At 62.8% G+C, this 22,536-nt stretch carries 17 protein-coding genes, 1 tRNA gene and 1 pseudogene; 16 read left to right on the forward strand and 3 right to left on the reverse strand.

Features of this window, described 5'->3' with window-relative positions; genetic code table 11:
• The first annotated feature begins 90 nt into the window (after positions 1-90).
• The 16 genes from ACP93_RS06280 to ACP93_RS06350 all read left to right on the forward strand — a co-directional run bounded on the left by ACP93_RS06280 (position 91) and on the right by ACP93_RS06350 (position 16,392).
• Positions 91-165 (forward strand) — tRNA-Val (locus ACP93_RS06280).
• A 309-nt stretch (positions 166-474) separates the two neighbouring features.
• Positions 475-732 carry a hypothetical protein gene (locus ACP93_RS06285; RefSeq protein ID WP_048489910.1) on the forward strand — a complete coding sequence of 86 codons (258 nt, stop codon included), beginning with the start codon at positions 475-477 and terminating at the stop codon, positions 730-732.
• A gap of 252 nt (positions 733-984) precedes the next feature.
• Complete coding sequence (locus ACP93_RS06290) at positions 985-2,658, forward strand: type IV secretory system conjugative DNA transfer family protein (RefSeq protein WP_048489911.1); 1,674 nt, start codon at positions 985-987, stop codon at positions 2,656-2,658.
• 401 nt (positions 2,659-3,059) lie between these two features.
• Positions 3,060-3,482, forward strand: coding sequence for a hypothetical protein (locus ACP93_RS06295; RefSeq protein ID WP_048489912.1), 423 nt, complete (start codon positions 3,060-3,062; stop codon positions 3,480-3,482).
• A 61-nt stretch (positions 3,483-3,543) separates the two neighbouring features.
• A complete protein-coding gene (locus ACP93_RS06300; RefSeq protein ID WP_048489913.1) occupies positions 3,544-4,557 on the forward strand; it encodes a VirB8 family type IV secretion system protein in 1,014 nt (337 codons plus the stop codon).
• Positions 4,554-5,315, forward strand: coding sequence for a TrbG/VirB9 family P-type conjugative transfer protein (locus ACP93_RS06305; protein WP_048489914.1), 762 nt, complete (start codon positions 4,554-4,556; stop codon positions 5,313-5,315). Before ACP93_RS06300 ends, ACP93_RS06305 begins: the two co-directional genes overlap by 4 nt.
• Positions 5,312-6,490, forward strand: coding sequence for a TraB/TrbI/VirB10 family type IV secretion system protein (locus ACP93_RS06310; protein WP_048489915.1), 1,179 nt, complete (start codon positions 5,312-5,314; stop codon positions 6,488-6,490). Before ACP93_RS06305 ends, ACP93_RS06310 begins: the two co-directional genes overlap by 4 nt.
• A gap of 19 nt (positions 6,491-6,509) precedes the next feature.
• On the forward strand, positions 6,510-7,553 hold the full coding sequence (virB11, locus tag ACP93_RS06315) for a P-type DNA transfer ATPase VirB11 (RefSeq protein ID WP_048489916.1): 1,044 nt from the start codon (positions 6,510-6,512) through the stop codon (positions 7,551-7,553).
• 146 nt (positions 7,554-7,699) lie between these two features.
• Positions 7,700-8,572: a transglycosylase SLT domain-containing protein gene (locus ACP93_RS06320; protein WP_204243648.1), complete on the forward strand. Its 873-nt coding sequence runs from the start codon at positions 7,700-7,702 to the stop codon at positions 8,570-8,572.
• A gap of 73 nt (positions 8,573-8,645) precedes the next feature.
• Positions 8,646-9,041, forward strand: coding sequence for a TrbC/VirB2 family protein (locus tag ACP93_RS06325; RefSeq protein ID WP_048489918.1), 396 nt, complete (start codon positions 8,646-8,648; stop codon positions 9,039-9,041).
• Positions 9,034-9,345, forward strand: coding sequence for a VirB3 family type IV secretion system protein (locus ACP93_RS06330; protein WP_010340363.1), 312 nt, complete (start codon positions 9,034-9,036; stop codon positions 9,343-9,345). Before ACP93_RS06325 ends, ACP93_RS06330 begins: the two co-directional genes overlap by 8 nt.
• A 166-nt stretch (positions 9,346-9,511) precedes the next feature.
• The gene (locus ACP93_RS06335; protein WP_048489919.1) at positions 9,512-11,983 is read left to right on the forward strand and encodes a VirB4 family type IV secretion/conjugal transfer ATPase; all 2,472 of its coding nucleotides are present in this window, start codon (positions 9,512-9,514) and stop codon (positions 11,981-11,983) included.
• Positions 11,984-12,039: 56 nt separating this feature from the next.
• Positions 12,040-12,831, forward strand: a complete 792-nt coding sequence (locus ACP93_RS06340; protein WP_228135968.1) for a hypothetical protein — start codon at positions 12,040-12,042, stop codon at positions 12,829-12,831.
• A gap of 84 nt (positions 12,832-12,915) precedes the next feature.
• On the forward strand, positions 12,916-14,013 hold the full coding sequence (locus tag ACP93_RS06345; protein WP_048489920.1) for a TrbL/VirB6 family protein: 1,098 nt from the start codon (positions 12,916-12,918) through the stop codon (positions 14,011-14,013).
• 35 nt (positions 14,014-14,048) lie between these two features.
• The gene (locus tag ACP93_RS21045; RefSeq protein WP_082143384.1) at positions 14,049-14,543 is read left to right on the forward strand and encodes a DUF4189 domain-containing protein; all 495 of its coding nucleotides are present in this window, start codon (positions 14,049-14,051) and stop codon (positions 14,541-14,543) included.
• A 238-nt stretch (positions 14,544-14,781) separates the two neighbouring features.
• On the forward strand, positions 14,782-16,392 hold the full coding sequence (locus ACP93_RS06350) for an alpha-glucosidase (protein WP_048489921.1): 1,611 nt from the start codon (positions 14,782-14,784) through the stop codon (positions 16,390-16,392).
• Between the two features lie 422 nt (positions 16,393-16,814).
• On the opposite strand, the pseudogene ACP93_RS22250 reads toward ACP93_RS06350, so the two are convergent.
• The 3 genes and pseudogenes from ACP93_RS22250 to ACP93_RS06360 form a co-directional block, all read right to left on the reverse strand.
• Positions 16,815-16,955 (reverse strand): annotated as a pseudogene (locus tag ACP93_RS22250) (replicative DNA helicase); the annotation flags it as partial.
• A gap of 293 nt (positions 16,956-17,248) precedes the next feature.
• Positions 17,249-19,999, reverse strand: a complete 2,751-nt coding sequence (locus ACP93_RS06355) for a TonB-dependent receptor (RefSeq protein WP_048489922.1) — start codon at positions 19,997-19,999, stop codon at positions 17,249-17,251.
• Between the two features lie 478 nt (positions 20,000-20,477).
• Positions 20,478-22,475 carry a glycoside hydrolase family 97 protein gene (locus ACP93_RS06360; protein ID WP_228135970.1) on the reverse strand — a complete coding sequence of 666 codons (1,998 nt, stop codon included), beginning with the start codon at positions 22,473-22,475 and terminating at the stop codon, positions 20,478-20,480.
• Positions 22,476-22,536: the final 61 nt, after the last annotated feature.

Consider the following 22,536-nt stretch of genomic DNA (forward strand, 5'->3'; position numbering starts at 1 on the left):
CCGCAGCGGCCGATACGTGGACGGGTATTGTTCTTGTGCGCCAGGTGGGCTAAGATTCGCGCCCCTGCAGCGGTGCGCCGCGGCAGAGAAGGGCGGTTAGCTCAGCGGTAGAGCACTACCTTGACATGGTAGGGGTCACAGGTTCGAACCCTGTACCGCCCACCACTTGAAACCCATGAAGCACAGCGGTTTCGGTGGATAGATCATCACTTCGCACATTCTTGATTGACCCCGCACTGACCTCAAGTCACGCAGTGGGTCAATTCGTGAGCTAGGCGTTTTACAAGGTAGGTTAATTCGACCCTGCACCGCTCGCTACAACGCGAGAAGCGAACGTGGACACGACGAAGCCGGCGCAAGCCGGCTTTTTTGTGCCTGAGGCGCGGCCACGAGTGGCCCGGAGGCAGGCCGCTGGCCGCGCGGCCGGGCTTGCTTTAGCATCCGAGCGAATGATCAGGCGAGGAGGCCAGGCGCATGGTGGAATACCATCATACGGTGCAAGTCAAAGGACGCTACCAGCTCGTGGCGTTGACCCGGGAGCCGGAATACAGCCCGGCCAACGTGGTGGGCTATGCGGTGACCACCGACGGCGGCGCGCGCGTGGATCCGCACGACATGTCCTGGGACGAGGCGCGGGTCTTCCTGGATACCCTGGTCGAGCGCGATCGGGACGCGGTCAGCGCGGAAAAGAAGCCGTCGCGGAACAAGCCGAGCACGCGGCAGCGCCGATAGAACGCAAGATGCGCGTCGAGGCAAGGGCGCCGCCCGTCTGGGTCATGGACGAGGCGGGCCGGAGCCATGGTGGTGCCCAGCCCCATCGGGGCCATGGCATCCGTGGCGGCGCAGCCCGCCAATCGTGGGCCGGCTCCGGGCCGAGGCTGCACCCCACACCCGATCTCGCCATGCAGACTGCCTGCGCAGGTCGTCGCAAAGTGCGGAACTCGCTCTAGAATATTCGCCAGGATGGATCAGGGAGGATAGGGCTTGTCGAATCGTAAACTCGTTGCGGCGGCGCTCGTCGTCGTGCTCACGGCCGTCTGCGGCTATTTCCTGTCCGGCTATCTGGTCCTGCTGTTGCTGAAGCTGGACACGCGGATGTTCGGGCTCGGCACCTACTACCAGTACGTCCACGCCATTGGCTTGCCGGAGGTGGCCCCTTACGTCGGCAAGATCAAATGGGCCGGCTATCTCGGCTTCGGCTTGCCCGGCTTGCTGGCCCTGCTGATCCTGGTGCTGATGTTCAAGCCGCCCAAGCGCAGCCTGCATGGCGACGCGCGCTTCGCCGGCGCGGCCGACCTGTCCAAGCATGGGCTGTTCAAGACCAGCGGCGACGGCATCGTGGTCGGCAAGTTCCGCGGCAAGCTGGTACGCCTCAGCGGCCAGCAGTTCGTGATCCTCGCGGCCCCGACCCGGTCGGGCAAGGGTGTCGGCGTGGTCATTCCGAACCTGCTCGAGTACCAGGAATCGGTGGTGGTGCTGGATATCAAGCAGGAGAACTTCGATCTGACCAGCGGCTGGCGCGCCAGCCAGGGCCAGGAGGTGTTCCTGTTCAATCCCTTCGCCGAGGACCGCCGTACCCATCGCTGGAACCCGCTCAGCTACGTCTCCGATGATCCGGCGTTCCGCGTCTCGGACCTGATGAGCATCGCCGCCATGCTGTACCCGGACGGCTCCGACGACCAGAAGTTCTGGGTCAGCCAGGCGCGCAACGCGTTCATGGCGTTCTCGCTGTACCTGTTCGAGAACTGGGACGACGAGCGCAACATCGGTTTCCCCGGCGGTCTCGGCACGCCGACACTGGGTGCGATCTACCGCCTGTCTTCCGGCGACGGCACCGATCTGAAGAAGTACCTGAAGTCGCTGTCGGAGCGGCGCTTCCTCAGCGGCAACGCCAAGTCGGCGTTCTCCAACATGCTGTCGCAGGCGGACGAAACCTTCGCCTCGATCATGGGCACGCTCAAGGAGCCGCTCAACGCCTGGATCAACCCGGTGCTGGATGCGGCCACCAGCGACAACGACTTCCTGCTGACCGACCTGCGCAAGAAGAAGATGACCATCTACATCGGCATCCAGCCCAACAAGCTGGCCGAGAGCCGCCTGATCATCAACCTGTTCTTCAGCCAGATCATCAACCTCAACACCAAGGAACTGCCCAAGAGCAATCCGGCGTTGAAGTACCAGTGCCTGCTGTTGATGGACGAGTTCACCGCGATCGGCAAGGTCGACATCATCGCCTCGGCAGTGTCATATATGGCGGGCTACAATGTTCGCCTTCTGCCGATCATCCAGAGCATGGCCCAGCTCGATGCCACCTATGGCAAAGACGTCTCGCGGACCATCATCACGAATCATGCACTGCAGATTCTCTACGCTCCGCGCGAGCAGCAGGACGCCAACGACTACTCCGAGATGCTCGGCTACACCACCTTCCGCAAGAAGAACGTCACCCGCGGCAAGGATGTGACCCGCAGCGTGTCGGAGGAGAAGCGGGCGCTGATGCTGCCGCAGGAGTTGAAGGCAATGGGGAACGATCAGGAAGTGTTCTTGTACGAGGGCATTCCGCATCCGGTGAAGTGCGACAAGATCAAGTACTACAAGGATCGCCACTTCACTGCGCGGCTGCTGCCGAAAGTCGATATTCCGACACTCTCGATCTGAAAGTGTGACGAAAAACACCTATTTTTTGGGCGTACTTATCAGTTGAACGTTTTTTTGCCAAATGCTTGACGTGAGCATGCCCCTGCGGCACATTCTCGCGAGTATGGCGGTGCATTGGTAACAGAAACAGGAACAGGGGCGTGGGTCGAACAGACGCACGTAAGGGGTGACATGGAAGGTTTGCTGTCAAATTCCGTTTTCTTCGGCGCTGATCGCGCGGCCTCGGGTGCCTTCCGTCGCCCGCCGCAGGTCTGCGTCCGCGCCGTTCCCGGCGCCTTCCTGGCCGCGACGCACCTGTCGCGTCGTCGTGTCGAACTCCGCCATCCAGCAGTGGGCTGCCTGCGTGCCGCCCGCTCTCAATACGTTTCCGTAATTCAGAGGCTCGCGTGAAAAGAACGCATATGTTTCGGCTGATCGCTACGTTGAGTGCCGTCGCGCTGTTGAGCGCCTGTGCAACCCGGCCGGCACCCGATTTCCGCGGCAAGTGGAAGCCGGTCAATCGTTTCTCCGAGTCGACCATGGAGATCCCGCTGTACTCGTCGTACGTGTACCAGGCGATCCCGATGGACGGCACGCTGAAGACGATGCTCGAGCGCTGGGCCAAGGATTCGAACATGCAGCTGTCCTACAGCATCCAGTCCGATTACACGCTGTATGCGCCGGTCGCCAAGATCAACACCACCAGCATCCAGCAGGCGGTCGCCGAGTTGAGTGTGGTCTATGCGCAGGAGGGGCTGAGCGTGACTGCAGCAGGCAATCGCATTCTGGTGCAGCCGTCGTCGTCGCTGAGCGGTGCGCCTGCGGCCAGCGGCAGCACGAAGTGACGTCACCGTCGGCGTGCACGCTGTACGCCGGCAGCCACATTACGAAACCTGGTGAAGTCTGATGTTCGGTAAAAAGCCGGTCGAAAGCGAAAACGTCAACAAAGCGGTAGCGAAGGCGGTCAACTACGAAATCAGCATCGCTGATCTGGCGCGCCGCAGCGAGCGCCGTGCGTGGTGGGTCGCGTTCGGCGCCATCATCATGTGCCTGCTGCTCGGCGGCGGGTACTACTACATGCTGCCGTTGAAGGAGAAAGTGCCGTACCTGGTGATGGCGGATGCGTATACCGGCAACTCCTCGGTGACGGTATTGCGCAACAGCGGCGATGTGCAGAGTGTCACCAACAGCGAAGCGCTGGCCAAGAGCAACGTTGCGCGCTTCATTACCGCACGTGAGTCCTACGATTCGGAGATGATGGGGCTCAACGACTGGAATACGGTGTTCTCGATGGCGCCCAGGAATACCGCGGTGGGAGCCGAGTATTTCAATCTGCACGCGCCGAACAACCCCTCGGCTCCGTATTACACCTACGGCAAGGCGCGCTCGATTCGGGTCAAGATTCTGAGCATCAACCTGCTTGGCGGCGGCGGTAAGCCCTATACCGGTGCCAATGTGCGCTTCCAGCGCAGCATCTACGACAAGAAGACGGGGCAATCCACGTTTCTCGACAACAAGTTCGCCATTCTTGGCTTCAAGTACAACAGCAATCTAGCCATGGAAGACGATCTGCGGGTGCAGAACCCGTTGGGGTTCCTGGTGACTGATTACCGGGTCGACAACGACTACTCGGCCATGCCGGTTCCGCCGTCGTCCGCCGTGCAAACCCCTGCAACCGGCACGGTTCAGCAACCGGCCGCCGCACAGATGCAGGGAGCTGCGGGACAAATGCCCGTGCAGCAGCAGGTGCCGGGTCAGCCGATGATGCCGGGTGCGAACGGCACGATGCCGGTCCCGCAGCAGGAGCCGATGTCCAATCCGGTAAACGCGCCGGTCTATCCGGGAGCGCAGCCCGCCGCAGCGCCTCCCGCACCCAACGTTGCACCTCAGCACAATGGTAATGGAGCGAACGTTCGATGAGTTTCCTGACGAAAACCGGTGCGGCGCATGTCGCGTTGCTGGCTCTGGGCCTGTTCGCGCCGATCGCGTCGGCGCAGGTGGTCCAGCAGTACGAGTACGAGCCTGACAAGATCTATCAGGTGCGTACCGGCCTGGGTATCACCACCCAGATCGAACTGAGCCCGAACGAGAAGATCCTCGATTACAGCACCGGCTTCACCAGTGGCTGGGAACTCAGCCGTCGCGAGAACGTCTTCTACCTGAAGCCGAAGAACGTCGACGTCGATACCAACATGATGATCCGCACCGCCACCCATTCCTACATCCTGGAATTGAAGGTGGTGGCGACGGATTGGCAGCGGCTGGAGCAGGCCAAGCAGGCCGGCGTGCAGTACAAGGTGACCTTCACGTATCCGAAGGACACCAGCTTTGCCGCGGCGAGCGACGAGGTGAAGGATGAGTCGCAGCTCGATACGCGGCTGACCAAGGACCGCCATTACTACTTCGATTACGACTATTCCACCCGTTCCAAGCAGATGTGGATCGTGCCGAGCAGCGTCTACGACGATGGCAAGTTCACCTACATCAAAATGGATCTGACGCGTTTCCCGACGGGCAATTTCCCGGCCGTGTTCGGTCGCGAGAAGGAAAGCGATGAGGATTTCCTGGTCAATACCACAGTCGAGGGCAATACCCTGATTGTCCACGGGACCTATCCCTTCCTGGTCATCCGCCACGGCAAGAATGTTGTCGGCTTGCGTAGGAACAAGCAAAAGTGAACTCGAATCTACCTCCGTCTGACGAAAACTACGGCCGCGACAACGGTCAGCCGCGCAATCCGCAAGCGGACGACGCGCCGCGCGAGAATCCCTATTTCGCTCGCCAGCAGCAGACCGCCGATCCGGATCTGGACGCCAACGAGCCGGTGCTGCGTTCCAGCGACCTGAAGAAGCTCAATCGCAAGGCGCTGGTGTTCCTGGCCGGTATTGCGGCGCTGCTGATCCTGGCGATCTTCTGGCTGGTGAGCGGCAACAGCACGCCCGAACCGGCGCCGAAGCCGCGCCAGGAAGCGGTGGTGGCGCCTGCGTTGCCGCAGACCGCCGCGCCGCCACCGGTGCAACCGGCCGAACCGGTGCAACTGGCCGAGCAGCCGAGCCTGCCGCCGTTGCCGCCGATGCCCACCGATGCCGACGCGCAGATGCAGTCGGCGCCGCGACAGGAGCGTGGGCCGTCCCTGCTGGAGCGGCGCATGGCCGGCCTGCAACAGGACGCCGGCGGCCAGGGCCTTGGCGGCATGATGCCGGGACAGGAGCAGGGTGGGGCGCCGATGCAGCAGGAGCAGGAGACCTCCGCCAAGCCGATCGCCAATCCGGACGGTCTGCTGGTGCGCGGTACCTATATCCGCTGCGTGCTGGAGACCCGGATCATCACCGATTTCCCGGGCTTCACCTCCTGCATCATCACCGAGCCGGTCTACTCCATCAACGGCCGCCGCCTGTTGCTGCCGAAGGGGTCGAAGATCCTCGGCCAGTACGGTTCCGCGGAGCCGACCGGCCCGCGCATGCAGGTGGTCTGGGATCGCATTACCACGCCGACCGGCATCGACGTGACCCTGCTTGGCCCTGGCGTCGACAACCTCGGCAGCGCCGGCCATCCGGGCCAATACAATGCGCACTGGGCGAGCCGTATTTCGTCCGCGCTGATGATCAGCATGCTCAGCGACGCCTTCAAGTGGGCGGCAGCCGAGCACGGCCCGAAGACCACGACCACCGGCCTCAACTCCGGCGTGGTCACCGAGCAGCCGTTCGAGAGCAACACGGCGCAGTCCATCCAGCGTCTGGCCGACCAGGCACTGGATCGCCGGCGTCCCGCCACCGTGACCATCAACCAGGGCACCATCGTGAACGTCTACGTCGCCAAGGACGTCGACTTCACGGCCGTGTTGCCGCGTTGACCGAGATCGAGACAGCGACGTGACGTTCGACGACTCTCCGACCGCGCAGATCTCCACGGATTTCCTGGATTACCAGTACTCGGTACTGGGCATCCTGGATTACCTGAACTCGCCCGAAGTGACGGAAATCTGCATCAACCGTCCCGGCGAGCTGTACCTGGAGACGCTGCGCGGCTGGCAGCGGATGGACATTCCGTCGCTGACCTTCGACCGTGCGCGGCAGTTCTGCACGGCGGTGGTCAACGAGAGCAATACCGGTCAGCGCATCACCGATGCCGACCCGGTGGTGTCGCTGACGTTTCCGACAGGTCAGCGCGCGCAGTTCGTCATCCCGCCGGCCTGCGATGCCGGCAAGGTGTCGATCACCATCCGACTGCCGTCCAAGCACACCAAGACGCTGGAGCAGTACAAGGAAGACGGCTTCTTCCAGGAGATCCTGGAAGTACAGTCGGGCCTCAGCGAACAGGATCGCGAGTTGCTCGAGCTGCGGCGGCAGCGCGATTACGCCGAGTTCTTCAAGAAGGCGGTGCTGTTCAAGAAGAACGTCGTCGTTGCGGGCGCCACCGGTAGCGGCAAGACCACCTTCATGAAGTCGCTGGTGAATCACATCCCGCACGAAGAGCGCCTGGTGACCATCGAGGACGCGCGCGAGCTTTTCATTAGCCAGCCCAATTCCGTGCATTTGCTCTATTCGAAAGGTGGACAAAGCACGAGCAACGTCACCGCGAAGAGCTGCATGGAAGCCTGCCTGCGCATGAAGCCCGATCGCATCATCCTGGCCGAGCTGCGCGGCGACGAGTCGTTCTACTTCATTCGCAACTGCGCCTCCGGTCATCCGGGTTCCATCACCAGCTGCCACGCTGGCAGCATCGGGCAGACCTGGGACCAGCTCGCGTTGATGGTCAAGGCATCGGCCGAAGGCTCAGGCCTTGAGTTCGCCGTCATCAAACGGTTGCTGATGATGACCATCGACATCGTTGTCCATATCAAATCGCATGCGGGCCGGCGCTATATCACCGGGATCGATTTCGATCCGGAGCGCACGCACTCGGGCGGAGGGTGAATATGTTCATTGAAGTGATAAGGCGGAACGACGCCGATTGACTTTGAATTTTTCTTCCAACACGATTGATTTGCGACATCTGCGGCGTTTCGGACCAGTTGCCGGGAAGCCGATGCATAAGGAGTAACCACGGCATGTTGCCAGGCATGGAACTACTGAGCTGTCCCGAAATGGCGGTTCCGGCTGAAGTCATGCAGCACGTTGTGCGCGTCGAGTCGTCGCACAATCCGTTCGCGATCGGCGTGGTCGGCGGCCGCCTGGTGCGCCAGCCGCAGAACCTGCCCGAAGCGGTCGCCACCGCGCGGATGCTGGAAGAGAAGGGCTACAACTTCTCCCTTGGTCTGGGGCAGGTCAATCGCTACAACCTGATCAAGTACGGTCTGGATACCTACGAGAAAGCGTTCAAGACCTGTCCGAATCTGCAGGCCGCGTCCAAGATCCTGGCCGAGTGCTACAGCCGTTCCGGTGGCAATTGGGGCAAGTCGTTCAGTTGCTACTACTCCGGCAACTTCGAGACCGGGTATCGGCATGGCTACGTGCAGAAGGTCTATGCGTCGATCAACCAGGGCAGGGCGCTCGCCGCGTCCACCGCGGGTGCGATTCCGGTGATCCCGGCAGGCGGCGTGCGCCGCATGGTCGCCGACTCGGCGAAGGCCGCGGCGGTGCGCGAGGTCGATTCGATCGTGTCGCGGCGTATCGATGCTGCGGCAGGCCAGCTCGCCAGCGGCCTCGCCGCGCAAAGCCAGTTGTCGGTGCGTCCCCAGGCTGCCGTTGCGGCGCCGGCGCCGCAGACCGCTGGCGCAGTAGCGGCCGCATCGGCACAGCCGACCGCGGCAGATTCCGATCTCTTTGTGATACGACCTACAGGCGCCGGCAAAGGAGTGGCGGTTCCTGCAGGTGGCGGAGCGCCCCCAGCTCCGCACGTTGCCGCACACGCGCCGCAGGCCGTGGCGGGAGCGGCCGTTCCTGGCACAAGTACGCCGCCGCCGACGTCTGGCGACGGGGCCTTCGTATTCTAGCCAGATGCAGTAGCGCGGCCATGCAAGTGGCTTTTTGATCACCCCCTGTTTTCCAGTCAAGGAGATACTCACGATGTTCAAGAACAATCAATTGAAGTCGAATGCCAAGGTCGTCGGTACGGCGGCGCTGCAGGCGGCGGTGTTCACCGTGGCCCTGCTCGCGTCCAGCTTTGCGATGGCGCAGGACTATGCCGGTGCCGACCAGAAGGTGTGCGGTTTCCTCGGCAAGACCAACAACATCCTGAACATGGCGTCGGTCGTCGTGGTGACCATCGCGGTCGTTTTCGCCGGCTACCAGATCGCGTTCGCGCACAAGCGCGTGGCCGAAGTGGCGCCGGTGCTGCTGGGCGGCGTGCTGATCGGCGCGGCCGGTCAGTTGGCCAAGATGCTGATCGGCGATACCGGCCAGACCGAGTGCAAGGCCACCGCAGCGATTCAGATGATCCAGCACGTTCTGCACTATGCATAAGAATGTACTTTTCCGGGGCTGCACCCGGCCGGCGATGTTTTTCGGGGTGCCGTACATCCCGTTCTTCATCGGCGCGGGCGGCGGCTTCCTGATGGGTATCTATTTCGATATGTGGCTGCTGCTGCTCATTCCGGTCATCGTCTTCGTCATGCAACAGATGACCAAGCGGGACGAGATGATCTTCCGCATGCTCGGGTTGCGCTGGATGATGAGGATGCGCGTGCGCAACCTGCAGCGCTATTCCGGCATGTGGGTGTTCTCGCCGAATGAGTACAGGAAAGAGGTGCCGGGCGCCAAGCGTTAGCTTGGAACCTGTCGCCGGGTCTCGACCCCATGCACGGCGTCTCTGTCGTGCATGGGGTTGTTCGGTTTTTCGTGTCGGCGCGGTGCTGGTGTGAGCGCGGTCGACGGTTCCCGGGGCATGTGCGCCGGGCCTTGGCAAGACGAAACGGATTCTGAGTTATTCCCTTATGTTCATCCCGGATACTTCAATCAGCGAATTCATCTCCATCTCCACGCATGTGGCGCCGTCCGTGCTGAAGACGACGGGAGGAGATTTCATGCTGATCTGGCACTTGGGCGGGCTTCCGTTCGTGGGCCGCGAAGAGTGGGAGATCGAACACCGGCACAACACCTTCAACCGCATGCTGCAGACGCTGCGCGCCCCGGATTTCGCCAACGTGGCGTTCTGGGTACACGACGTGCGTCGCCGCCGCCGCATCAAGAACGCAGGCAAGTTCAAGCAGGCGTTCAACCAGGAGCTGTCGGACCAGTACTACGGCACCTTGTCCTCGCAGAAGATCATGCAGAACGAGCTGTACATGACCATGATCTATCGCCCGGTGGTGACGGGTAAGCGGCTCATGGACAAGTCGTCGAGCATTCCGCAGTTGCAGTCCGAACAGGACCAGGCGATCGCCAAGGTGCTCGAACTCGCCGGCAACGTCGAAGCCGTACTCAAGGACTACTCGCCTTACCGGCTGAGCATGTACGAAGCCAGCAATGGCGTGGTGTTCTCCGAGGCGCTGGAGTTCTTCGGCTATCTCATCAACCGCATCGATGAGCCGGTGCCGGTGCTGCAGGCCCCGGTGCCGGCCTATCTGCCGGTCAGCAAGCACATGTTCGCCAACAAGACCGGCGACTTCGTGATCAAGACCCCGGAGGGCGTCAATCATTTCGGCGCCATCCTGAACATCAAGGAATACACCGACGGGACCTATCCCGGCATTCTCAATGGTTTGAAGTATCTCGACTTCGAGTACGTGGTGACCCACTCCTTCAGTCCGATGGGGCGGCACGATGCGCTGAAGGTGCTCGACCGCACCAAGGGCATGATGGTGTCCTCCGGCGACAAGGCGGTGAGCCAGATCCACGAGCTCGACCTGGCGATGGATCAGCTGTCGTCGGGCAATTTCGTGTTGGGCGAGTACCACTTCACCATTGCGGTCTACGCCGAGACCCAGGAAAAGCTCTCACAGCAGGTGGCGACCACGCGCGCGGAACTGTCCAATGCCGGTTTCGTCTCGACCAAGGAGGATCTGGCGGTTGCGTCCTCCTTCTATGCCCAGTTGCCAGGCAACTGGCGTTATCGCACGCGCATCGCCAGTGTCAGCTCGCTGAACTTCCTCGGCCTGTCGCCGCTGCACAACTTCGCCCAGGGCAAGCGCGAGAACAATCCTTGGGGCGAATGCGTCACCACCTTGCAGACCACCAACGGCAAGCCGTACTACTTCAATTTCCACGCCACGCATCCGGCGGAGAACTCGCTGGGCGAGAAGGCGATCGCCAACACCATGGTGATCGGCAAGTCGGGTACCGGTAAGACCGCGTTGATCAACTTCCTGCTCAGCCAGGTGCAGAAGTTCGATCCGATCCCGACCATCTTCTTCTTCGACAAGGATCGCGGCGCCGAGATCTTCGTGCGCGCCTGCGGCGGCAACTACCTGGCGCTGGAGAACGGCAAGCCCACCGGCTTCAACCCCTTCCAGTGCGAGCGCACCGAGGCGAACGTGCAGTTCCTGGCCGACCTGATCAAGGTCCTGGCCGGCAAGATCGAGTACACCTCGCGCGAGGAGGAGGACATCTTCCGCGGCGTGGAAGGCATGCTCGATACGCCCATGCATCTGCGCAGCATGACCAACTTCCGCAAGAGCCTGCCCAACATGGGCGACGACGGCCTGTACGCGCGCATGCGCAAGTGGACCGCAGGCAATTCGCATGGTTGGGTGTTCGACAACCCGGTCGATACGATCGACCTGGAGAAGGCGAGCATCATCGGCTTCGACTACACCGACGTCATCGACAACCCGGAAGTGCGCGTTCCGGTCATCAACTACTTGCTGCATCGGCTGGAGGCCCTGATCGACGGCCGGCCGCTGATCTACGTGATGGACGAGTTCTGGAAGATCCTCGATGGCAAGGGTGGCCTGAAGGAATTCGCCAAGAACAAGCAGAAGACCATCCGTAAGCAGAACGGCCTGGGCATCTTCGCCACCCAGAGCCCGGAGGATGCGCTCGCCAGCGACATCTCCGCGGCGTTGGTCGAACAGACCGCGACCATGATCCTGCTGCCCAATCCCAATGCCAGCAAGGAAGACTACATGGACGGCCTCAAGCTCACCGAGGCCGAGTACCAGGTCGTGGTCAGTCTGGACGAGCGCTCGCGCTGCTTCCTGGTCAAGCAGGGCCACGGGTCGTCGGTGTGCCAGCTGAATCTGCGCGGCATGGACGATGCGCTGTCGGTCATTTCGGCGTCGACCGACAATATCGAAATCATGCACCAGGTGCTGGAGCGCAAGGCCAAGGAGCATGGCGTCGCGCCGGACGATCTGACGCCCGAGCAGTGGTTGAACGAGTTCTACGCACGGCGCAAGGGTTCCGGAAAATCGGGCCCGGCGAGGGCGGTGTCTTCGGATAATCGGGGGGCGGCGGCGGTCAACTGACCGCTTCGCCCAGTCACGCGTGGCAATGTTTCTACAAGATCTGTGTTGAGGTGTTTATGGACAAGACGATGAAATCCTCCAATCGCGTTCGTGTCGTTGCTGTAGCTGCGCTGCTCATGCTGGTGCCAGCGACTGCTTTTGCGCAGTGGAAAGTGATCGACAATAAACAAATTGACGAGAACAAAACCAATACCAATACGCTGGATAAGAAGCTCGACAAGATCCGTGAAGACCACCAGGTCGGCAAGGCCGAGAAGGAAAAGTCCAGCGGCGATGAGGTCGACAAGCCGAAGGAGAAGTTGGTCAAGGTCGATGACAACTATGGCGTCTCCGATTGCGCCGCCAAGACCTCGGGAACGCCGGTGTCGCAGGAACAGCAGCAGACCTGCGAATTGATCCAGCGCACGCGCAATTCGCAGTTCAATTACATGGTGGCGATGTACGACATCACCGAGAAGCGGTTGCAGCGCCTGCGCGACCTGGAACAGCAGCGTGCGAAAATCAGCACGAACCAGATCGGCTTGCTGGAAGACAACACCAACAAGCTGATTGCCCTGCGGGCGCTGATGGACATCGATCGGCAGCAGACCGAAGCGGCGATGTTCGCCTACGAGAAGCGCCTGTCCTATCTCACGCAGGTGCAGTCCGCTGGTGCCTGGGCCGCGATGCGCGGCAAAAAGGCGCCGTCGGCGACCGATACCGGAAGCAGTGGCAGCCTGTTCGACGGTTTCTCCGGATTGAGCGACTTTGCGAGCAAGATCGCTGCAGGCGCGGCCATGGGCGTCGCGCTGGAAGCGGTCAAGTCGTCTCGTCCCCAGAATCTCGAGCGTTTGAGCATCGCGAAGTAATACCCACGTGTCGCCGCTTCCGCCTGATCGGAGCGGCGACACCTGCTAGAGCTCAGTGATGAGCGTGCGCGTTATGGAGCAGTCATGGATTTTTTGCAGAACTACGCCAATTACCAGTTCTTCATCCTCATCAACAATTTCTTGCGCGATGAGATCGACTATTTTCAGTGGGCCTTGTTGATCCGCATGTCGTGGTGGGTGACGGTGACGGCGATGAGCGCGCTGACGCTGTGGATCCTGCTCAAGGGGTACCGCGTCGCCACCGGCCAATCGCGTGAATCGGCAATGGAACTGGTGGTGAGCTCGCTGCGCTCCGCGCTCATCATTGGCGTGGCCATGAGCATGGTGTCCGCCGCCAGGCCTGGGGCCACCACGGGCGATCAGCAGATGAACGGCCTCTATTGGCGGCTCACCGACGGGCTCAGCAGCGCCATCGTGGAGACCGTGACAGGCGACTCGGAGAGCGCCTATCAGGCCATCGACAAGAATCTGGCGTTGATGCAGATCGCGATGACGAGCATCGATCAGATCGACACGGCGAGCAACCCGCAGCTGGAAGACGAAAAAAGCCGCGCGCGTTGGTTCACTGGCTTGGGGATGGCAGGCCCTGGCGTGGTGGGCGGATCGTTGTTGCTGCTGAACAAACTGGCGATGGCGCTGTTCGTCGGCTTTGGGCCGTTGTTCATCCTGTGTCTGCTATTTGATGCAACCAAGTCCTTGTTCCAGAAGTGGCTGATGTACGGGATCGGGACGGTCTTCTCGCTAGCCGTGCTGAGCTTCACGGTCGGCCTGGCGACGAAGGTGGTCGCGGCAGTGGCGGCCGGGTTCCTGGCCAAGTGGGCGCTTCCCGGCGGCTCGACCGAGGGTGTCAGCAGCATGGCATTGCAGCAAGGAGGAATCGGCTTGGTGTTGAGTACGCTGATCATCACGGCACCACCAATGGCGGCCTCGTTCTTCCAGGGCACGCTGGGCCAGTTCTCGCCGTACTCTGGATTCGGTGCGGTTGGCAAGGATCCGGCGACTGGTAGGCCTTACACGCCACAGGCTCCGAACCCTACGAACGTGTCGAAGAACGAGCTATCTACCACCACCAATGCCACTGGTAATTTCGTCGGTAGTCAGGGAACTGGCGCTCAACAGCAACCGGGTTGGCTTGGCAAGGCGAATACCCCTAATGCTTGATGAGCTTGTTTTGAGAGTAGCTTGAGATCAGTTAAATGAGATTATCAAATTTGCCATTTTTGACGCTAATCATGGGGCTGGCTGCAAACCCATCTGCATCTTTGGCTCAAACCGCTTGCCCAGTTGGCACTGCGGCTGGTTCGGCGACTTGTGGTCCATCTAGTGCTGATGAAATTTCTGCGCCACCTCGTCCTACTGGCGAATGGATAAAAACGTGGGGCGCTATTGCAACGTCTCCTAGTGGAAATGGTGGAGTAAGTTCTGGTAGAGCTTCGAAAAAAGAAGCTGAGGATGTCGCCTTCAAGAATTGTCAGAGTGCGGGTGCGCAAAGCTGCAAGGTTGAGTTTGTATATCACAATCAATGTGTAGCCTTGGCGCATCCAGTTGGTGCTAGCGGTGCTGCCTTTAGTACAGCTGCTACCGTAAGTGATGCAGTAGCACGAGCAAAGTCCCAGTGCAGCGGTTTGGGTAAGGGCGAATGTCAAATTGCTATCGCAGAGTGCTCTGAGCCAATTTTCAGGAAATATTGAGACTTTCCTGCCGAGCTTGTTTTTTTGAATTTTATGTTGTCGTTAAATTTTTGTAATTTCACTATTAAAAATAAAGATGCATTTATAGACTCTTTTTTGGTTATGAGTGCGGCTGATTTAAGTTGGTGCTTGTGAATACGTATGCAAGCATGACTCACATTCCTGCATCAACGCTACTCTAACGCAGCGTTTCGCGTGCCCGTCGCACGCGCGATCTCTGCCCGAAGGGGGGCGTTGCATGTCTCAGGCTCCATGGTGGCGCGGTGCCGTCATCTATCAGATCTATCCGCGTAGCTTTCTCGACGCCAACGGCGACGGTATCGGCGACTTGCCGGGCATCGTGCGCAAGCTGGACTACATCGCGGCATTGGGCGTCGATGCGATCTGGATCTCGCCGTTCTTCAAGTCGCCGATGGCCGATTTCGGCTATGACATCGCCGACTATCGCGAGGTCGATCCGCTGTTCGGCACGATGGCCGACTTCGATACCCTGCTGGCCAAGGCGCATGCGCTGGGCCTGAAGGTGATGATCGACCAGGTGCTCAGCCACACCTCGGTGGCGCACGACTGGTTCAAGGAGAGCCGGCAGAGCCGCGATAATCCGAAGGCCGATTGGTACGTATGGGCCGATGCGCGTGAGGATGGCGCTCCGCCGAACAACTGGCTGTCGATCTTCGGGGGCGTGGCGTGGCAGTGGGAGCCGCGCCGTGGGCAGTACTATCTGCACAACTTCCTGGCGTCGCAGCCGGATCTGAACTTCCACAATCCGCAGGTGCAGCAGGCGACGCTGGACAACGTGGAGTTCTGGCTGGCGCGCGGCGTCGACGGCTTCCGGCTGGATGCGATCAATTTCTGCTTCCACGATCCGCAGCTGCGCGACAACCCGCCCAAGCCCCCGGAAAAGCGAGTCGGCCGCGGCTTCAGCCCGGACAATCCGTACGCGTTCCAGTACCACTACTACAACAACACGCAGGCGGAGAATCTGCCGTTCCTGCAGCAGCTGCGCGGCCTGCTCGACCGCTATCCGGGCACGGTGAGCCTGGGCGAGATCTCGTCGGAGGATTCCCTGGCGACCACGGCCGAGTACACGCGCGCCGGGCACCTGCACATGGGCTACAGCTTCGAACTGCTGACCGACGATTTCAGCGCCGGCTACATCCGTGAGACGGTCTCGCGCCTGGAAGCGGCGATGACCGAAGGCTGGCCGTGCTGGGCGATTTCCAATCATGACGTGCAGCGCGCGGTGACGCGCTGGGGGCAGGGCGCGGAGACGCCGGCGTTCGCGCGCCTGCTGATCGCGATGCTGTGCTCGCTGCGCGGCTCGGTTTGCGTCTACCAGGGCGAGGAGTTGGGCCTGGGTGAGGCGGAGGTGCCGTTCGAGGCGCTGCAGGATCCCTATGGCATTGCGTTCTGGCCGAACTTCAAGGGCCGCGATGGATGCCGGACACCGCTGCCGTGGGATGCCGGCGCGCAAGCCGGTTTCAGCACTGGCACGCCCTGGCTACCGGTCGCACCCGCGCACCGCGCGCAGTCGGTGGCCGCGCAGGAGGCCGATCCACAGTCGGTCCTGCATGCGATCCGCCAGTTCCTGGCCTGGCGCAAGCAGCATCCGGCGCTGCGCGAGGGCGACATCGTGTTCCACGAGACCGCCGAGCCCGTGCTGATGTTCGAGCGTCGCCATGCCGGGCAAACGCTGTTGCTGGCGTTCAATCTGTCGGCCGAGTCTGTGGACGTGGCGGTGCCGGAGGGCGCCTGGCAAGCGCTGGAGGTACCAGGCGTGCAGCCTGGCACGCTCGGCGAGCGCTTGCGTTTGCCTGGCCATGCGATGGCTTGCCTGCAGAGTGCCTGAGCGCCGGCTGGGTGATTGCTGTCGATGGATCTGCCGCATCGCTGCTGATGCGGCTGCGGCACTGCAGAAGGTGCCGATCGTTGAAGATGCAGTCCGACCTGCATCGTGCCGGCTAGCGTCGCGTACGCCGATGGCGCTCGATTGGACGGTGGCGATCGAGCGACAGTGACCGCGCCCATCAGTGGCCTGTTGCGGTGACCACGACGTCACGACGTCTTGGCAGTTGGTGCGCCCGCTAATCAGTGCATGTGTGGTCGCCGACACGAATCCCGTCCTGAAATCAGAAGGGCGGGGCGTGGACTTTGCCGTGCTGGTCCACACCACAGACAGTTCCATTCCTCCGCCTTCTCGAGCCGGCGACGCGGCCACGCATCCGCCATGCGCGCTGCGCTGGCGTGCATTGCCATGATCGCGACGCCCGTGCGTGTGCCAACCTCGGCGATCTGGAACGCTGGCTTTTCGCTTGCTGGCAGCTCCGTGCTCTCGCGGCCTTCAGGCTGAAAGCCGTTGTCGACTATGGTCGAGCCGGTCTCGATCCATCGCGGCCGGACCGCTTTGTCGCGGCTCCATCTCCCGCAATACGCCCGGATGGGGCGGTTCGGGGGAGCGAATCGGATGCGCTGGCGTGGCTCTTCCTCGTATGCGGGAAGGTGGGCATGCGCTCTCCAAATCGCTCGTTTTCATCCCGATCGAAAAAGACCAGCGGCGCTGCACGCTCCTGATCCCATCGTTTTGTTGCCCGGCTTCCTGCATCCGGCATTCCGGCACTCGCCACTGCCGGATGCTGCAATCGCCTCAACGAAAACGCCCGCCGGTTGCGCCGGCGGGCGTGTCGTCTGAATCCGTTACGCGTGGCTCAGAACTTGTAGTTCACGCCCAGCATGTAGGTGCGTCCCCATTCGATGTATTCCAGCGGACGGTCCTTGGTGCCGGCGTACGTGCGGTAGGGCGAGTTGGTCAGGTTGCTCGCCTGCAACAGCAGGCTCAGCCCCGCCAGGGTGCTGCCGTCGGCGAAGGTGTAGCTGACCTGGGCATCGGTGACGTTCTCGCCGACCACATAGCGCAGCGTGCGGTTGCCGTTGAAGTTGCCGATCTCGCCGATGAAGTCCGAACGCCGCCGCTGGCTGACGCGCGCTTCGAAACCGTTGCGCTCGTAGTAGGCGGTGAAGTTGTACACGCGCTTGGACAGGCCGGGCAGGTCGATCGGCGCCGAGCCGACGCTGGAGGCGCTTTCGGGATCGACGACCTTGATGTCGCTGTCGTTGAACGTGGCGCTGGCCTGGATGCCGAAGCCGCGCAGGCTGTCGGTGAACATGTCCAGTGGCAGCGAGGCGGTCAGCTCCAGGCCGCGCAGGGTGCCGCCCTTGCCGTTCTGCGGCGAGGAGAAGGTACCGGTGGTCTGCACCGGCACGGTCATGTTGGGCGGGCGCACGTAGCTGGCGAGCAGGGCGGAGAAATCGTAGTCGTCGCGCGATTGCGTGTAGATGTAGCTCTTCAGGTCCTTGTAGAACACCGCGGCGGCCACATACGCCTTCTCGCCGAAATATTTCTCGTACGACAGGTCCAGCGCGTTGGCCCGCCACGGGTCGAGCAGGGGATTGCCGCCACTGCCGCCGGGCTTGCCGGTGGACGTGTCGACGCCGAAGTCCAGGCCGGCGCGCATCTGGTCCACGCGCGGCCGCGCCACCTGCTTGGCCGCGGCGAAGCGCAGGGTCTGCTGGTGCGGGAACAGGAAGGCCAGGTTGAGGCTGGGAAGCCAGTCGTTGTAGGTCTTGCCGGCATCGATCGGCAGCACGTTCTGGCCTGCAGGACGGGACTGGTCGAAGTAGCTGGACTGCGAGCTCTGGTCGGCATGCTGCAGCTGCACGCCGATGTTGCCGCGCACGCCGACCTCTCCGATGTCGGTGTTGATGTTGGCGCGGACCCAGGCCGTGGTGATCTTCTCCTGCACGGTCCACGATTTCGGGATCAGGTAGTCCAGGTTGGTGACCGGATTGAAGGTCATGTAGCGCGAGACCGCCGCCGGCACGTTCCAGGCCGGGATCGTGCCGATGCCGGCGAAGCCGAGGTTGACCGGGTCGTACTGCAGGTCGCTGGCAATGCTGGTATCGCCCTGCGCGCCGAGCAGGATGTTGCCTTCGGCCTGAGTCTTCTGCTTGCGGCGGTCGGCGTAGTTGACGCCCACGTCGATGTCCGAGAACCAGGTCAGCGCTTGCGGCGCCGGCAGCGTCGCCGCCAGGCGGCCACCCTTCAGACGGTCCTCGACCTCAGGCACCTTGCCGTAGCCGGAGCCGTAGATGGTGTTGGTCAGGAACAGGTTGTTCGGGTCGGAGTAGTCGCGGCCGGGCGTGATCTGCGAGAAGTCGTTGGGCCTGATCACGAGGCCGACCGTGTCCAGCTGCGGCATCGGCACCAGTTGCAGGTTGTTCTCCAGGTTCAGCTCCTTGCGGGTGGCCTTGGAGTAGTTGAGGTCGGCCATCAGGCGCACGCTGCCGAGGTTGAACTCGTTGTTCCAGCCGAACGCGTCGATCTTGTCCTTGCGCTTGTTGTACATGCCGCGTACCAGCGGATACACGCCGCTGGCGGTGCCGCCGGTGAAGCTGCCGCTGGCGTCGACCTGCGGATTGGTGATCAGCAGGCCCGGCGTGTAGCCGCCGTTGTAGTTGCTGAGATTGACCTCGAACTGATTGGCGGTGTCGATCTGCTCGGCTTCGGTATGGAACGCGTCGAAGGTGCTGGTCCAACTGCTGGACGGGCGGAACTGCACGGTGGCCATCACGCCGTCGCGCTTGTTGTTGCCGGTGCGGCGCAGCGCCTTGATGCCGTCGGAGAAGTAGGTGCCCGCGGCCACGCCGGGACGGCTGCCGCTGTCGGTGTTCTGCGTGGTCCACGGCTCGTACAGGCCGACCTGGTTCTCCTGGATCGGCATGTCGCTGTGGGCATAGCCGATCGACACGCCCAGGGTGTTGTCCAGAAACTGGTCGATGTAGCTGGCGCTGAAGCGATTGCCGAAGGCGTCGACATCGGCGGCCTTGCCGAGCGAGCTCTTCTGCAGGCGGCCGCTGATGGCGATCACCCGGTCCGGGAAGCTCAGCGGACGCGCGGTCTGCATGTCGATGGTGCCGGACAGGCCCTGGCCGACCAGGCCTGCATCGGGCGTCTTGTACACGGTCACGCCGTTGACCAGTTCCGAGGGGTACTGGTCGAACTCGACGCTGCGGTTGTCGCCGGTGCTGACCACTTCGCGGCCGTTGAGCAGGGTGGTGGCGAAGTCGGGCGACAGGCCGCGCACGCTGATCACCTGGGCGCGGCCGGCGACGCGCTGCGCGGCCAGGCCGGGCAGGCGGCCGAGCGATTCGGCGATGCTCACGTCCGGCAGCTTGCCGATGTCCTCGGCCGAGATCGCCTCGACGATGGACGTGGAATCCTGCTTGATCGCGATGGCGTTCTCGATGCCGCGGCGGATGCCGGTCACCTGGACCTTGTCCAGTTCGGTGACCGGATCCTTGGACGTGGTGGCGGTGGTATCGGACTGTGCGGCGGCCAGCATCGGCGTCATCGCGACGGCCAGCGCCAGCGTCAGCGCGTTGCGCTTGTGGTTCAACATTTTCCCCTCCCAGGCAATGTTGTCTTGCGAATGTCTGAACCGGCGAAGCGGCCGGATGTGCGTGTCGCGCAGCCGCAGGGCGGTGTCGCGATTGCGCTGTATGGTAGACACGCGGCTTCGTCGCGAACGCCCGCTGCATACGTATTCACTGGAACGCATCGCATTGGAAGCGCTTTCAGGATCGCAATGTCGTGTGCGGATGGCTACGCCGGCGGCTCTTTGAACATGCGAGTCGATGCTGCCGAGCTTGTCCGTCACGAACGCTCGGCGCTACGGGCTGCGGCGATGTGGTTGCGCATAGGTCTGCGCGTTCCTGGTCGCGCTGCCGAGGCGTGGCGCAGTCCCTGGCCGAGACAGTGCCGATGCCGTGCGCAGCGGTGCCGCCTTCACGCACGCTGGCGCGGCGGCGGATACGCGAGGTCAGTGACCAGATACCGAGCGCCTCCGCCGCCGGTGCTGCCGGCGGAACAGTGCCGCGTTAGCGCGATGCAGCCGAGCCAGCGGCGGCCGGCGCCGGGTCCAGCGGGACGAAGCGGATCGCCTGGCCGCCACCGGGGGCCAGCTTCAGCTGCAGCTGATCGCGGCTGGTGACCTCGCGCTGTTCGCGCACGAAGTCGAACGGATTGTGCTGGTAGTCGGCGGCGTCGCCGTCGCGGTAGATCTCGGCGCGGTAGCGTACGCCCGGTTCGAGGAAGCCCAGCGCGATCGGCAGCACGCGGCCGTGCGCGTCGGTGATGCTGCCGAGGAACCAGTCGCGGCTGTGGCGGTCCTTGCGCACGATGGTCACGTACTCGCCGATCTCGCCGTCGAGCACGCGGCTGTCGTCCCAGTCCACTGCCACGTCCTCGATGAAGCGGAAGGCGTCGCGGTGCTGCAGATAGTGTTCGGGCAGGTCGGCCGCCATCTGGATCGGGCTGTACAAGGTCACGTACAGCGCCAGTTGCCGCGCCAGCGTGCTGGGAATCGCGCGTCCGCCGCGGCCCTTGAGGCTGAGGATGCCGGGGGTGTAGTCCATCGGCCCGGCCAGCATCCGCGTGAACACCAGGTTCACTTCGTGCTCCGGCGGGTTCGGCGGCTCGCCCCAGGCGTTGTACTCCATGCCGCGCGCACCCTCGCGCGAGAGCCAGTTCGGGTAGGTGCGGCGCAGGCCGGTGTCCTTGATCGGCTCGTGGGCGTTGACCGACAGGTGGCGCTTGGCCGCTTCCTGCACCACCTTCAGATGGTGGCGGGCCATGAACTGGCCGTCGTGCCATTCGCGCCACAGCGGGCCGCCGGCCGGATTACGCCGGTCCACCTGGCCGTCGTCGCAGACGTAGCCGGTCTTGAAGGTGTCCACGCCCAGCCGCGCGTACAGATCCAGGGCCGCATCGAGCTGGTCTTCATAGTGCTCCACCGCGCAGCCGGTCTCGTGGTGGCCGATCAGGTGCACACCTTTCTTCGCCGCGTAGGCACTCAGGGCTTGGATGTCGAAGTCCGCGGTGGCGCGGGTGAAGTCGAAGTCGTTTCCATTGCCGACCCAGTTGCCGTCCCAGCCGGGGTTCCAGCCTTCGACCAGCACGCCACGGAAGCCGTGCGCCGCGGCGAAGTCGATGTAGCGGCGGGTGTTGGCGGTAGTGGCGGCATGCTTGGGGCCGCGCGCCCAGGTTTCCTGGTTTAGGTGCATCGACCACCACACGCCGACGTACTTGGCCGGGTGCACCCAGCTCACGTCGCCCAGCGCATTGGGCTCGTTGAGGTTGAGGATCAGGTTGGAATCGACCAGGCCGCCGGCGGTGTCGCTGATCTGCAGCGTGCGCCACGGCGTGTCAAAGGGCAGGGAACGACGCACCTTTCCGCCTTCCGCCGACGGCGACAGTTGCGCGTGCAGGCGCTGGCCTTCGCCCCGGCGCAGCCACATCCCGGCGTAATCGACCAGGGCGGCTTCGTGGATGGCCAGGTGCAGGCCGTCCTGGCTGCGCAGGATGAACGGCGTGTGCGCCAGCGGCACTTCGCGCAACGGCGTGCGCCGGTACAGGTACTCGTAGTGGATGGGGGCGCCAGCGGGAATCCACCAGGCGGTCGCCTCGGGGACGATGTCGAACTCGGTGAGCTCTTCGTCGATGACGGCCTCCTGCATGCCGGCTTGTTGCGGAAAGCTGTAGCGGAAGCCGAGCCCGTCGTCGTAGACGCGAAATACCACGGCGAAGCGACGCTGACGGCCGCCGCGCTCGCCCAGGTCCACGCGCAGCTCGTTGTAGTGGTTGCGCACGTAGCGGCGCTCGCCCCATGGCTGTTCCCAGGTCTCGTCGACGCTGCGGCTGCGCTGGTCGAGCAGCGTCAGGTCGCGATCCAGGCTGCGGTCGCGCAACTGGAAGCCGAGCCGCGATTCGCCGATCACCGGCTCGCCCAGGCGCAGCACGCGATAGCTGGGGCGGCCGTCGTCCAGTTGCACGGACACGCGCAGGATCTTGCCCGGCGAGTCCACACTTGCCACCATCTGCGGAGCGGCGTGCAGGCATGGCGCAACGCACCACAACACGCTCGCCAGCAACGACGGC

The sequence above is a fragment of the Xanthomonas sp. NCPPB 1128 genome, assembly GCF_001043115.1.
Lineage (GTDB): Bacteria > Pseudomonadota > Gammaproteobacteria > Xanthomonadales > Xanthomonadaceae > Xanthomonas_A.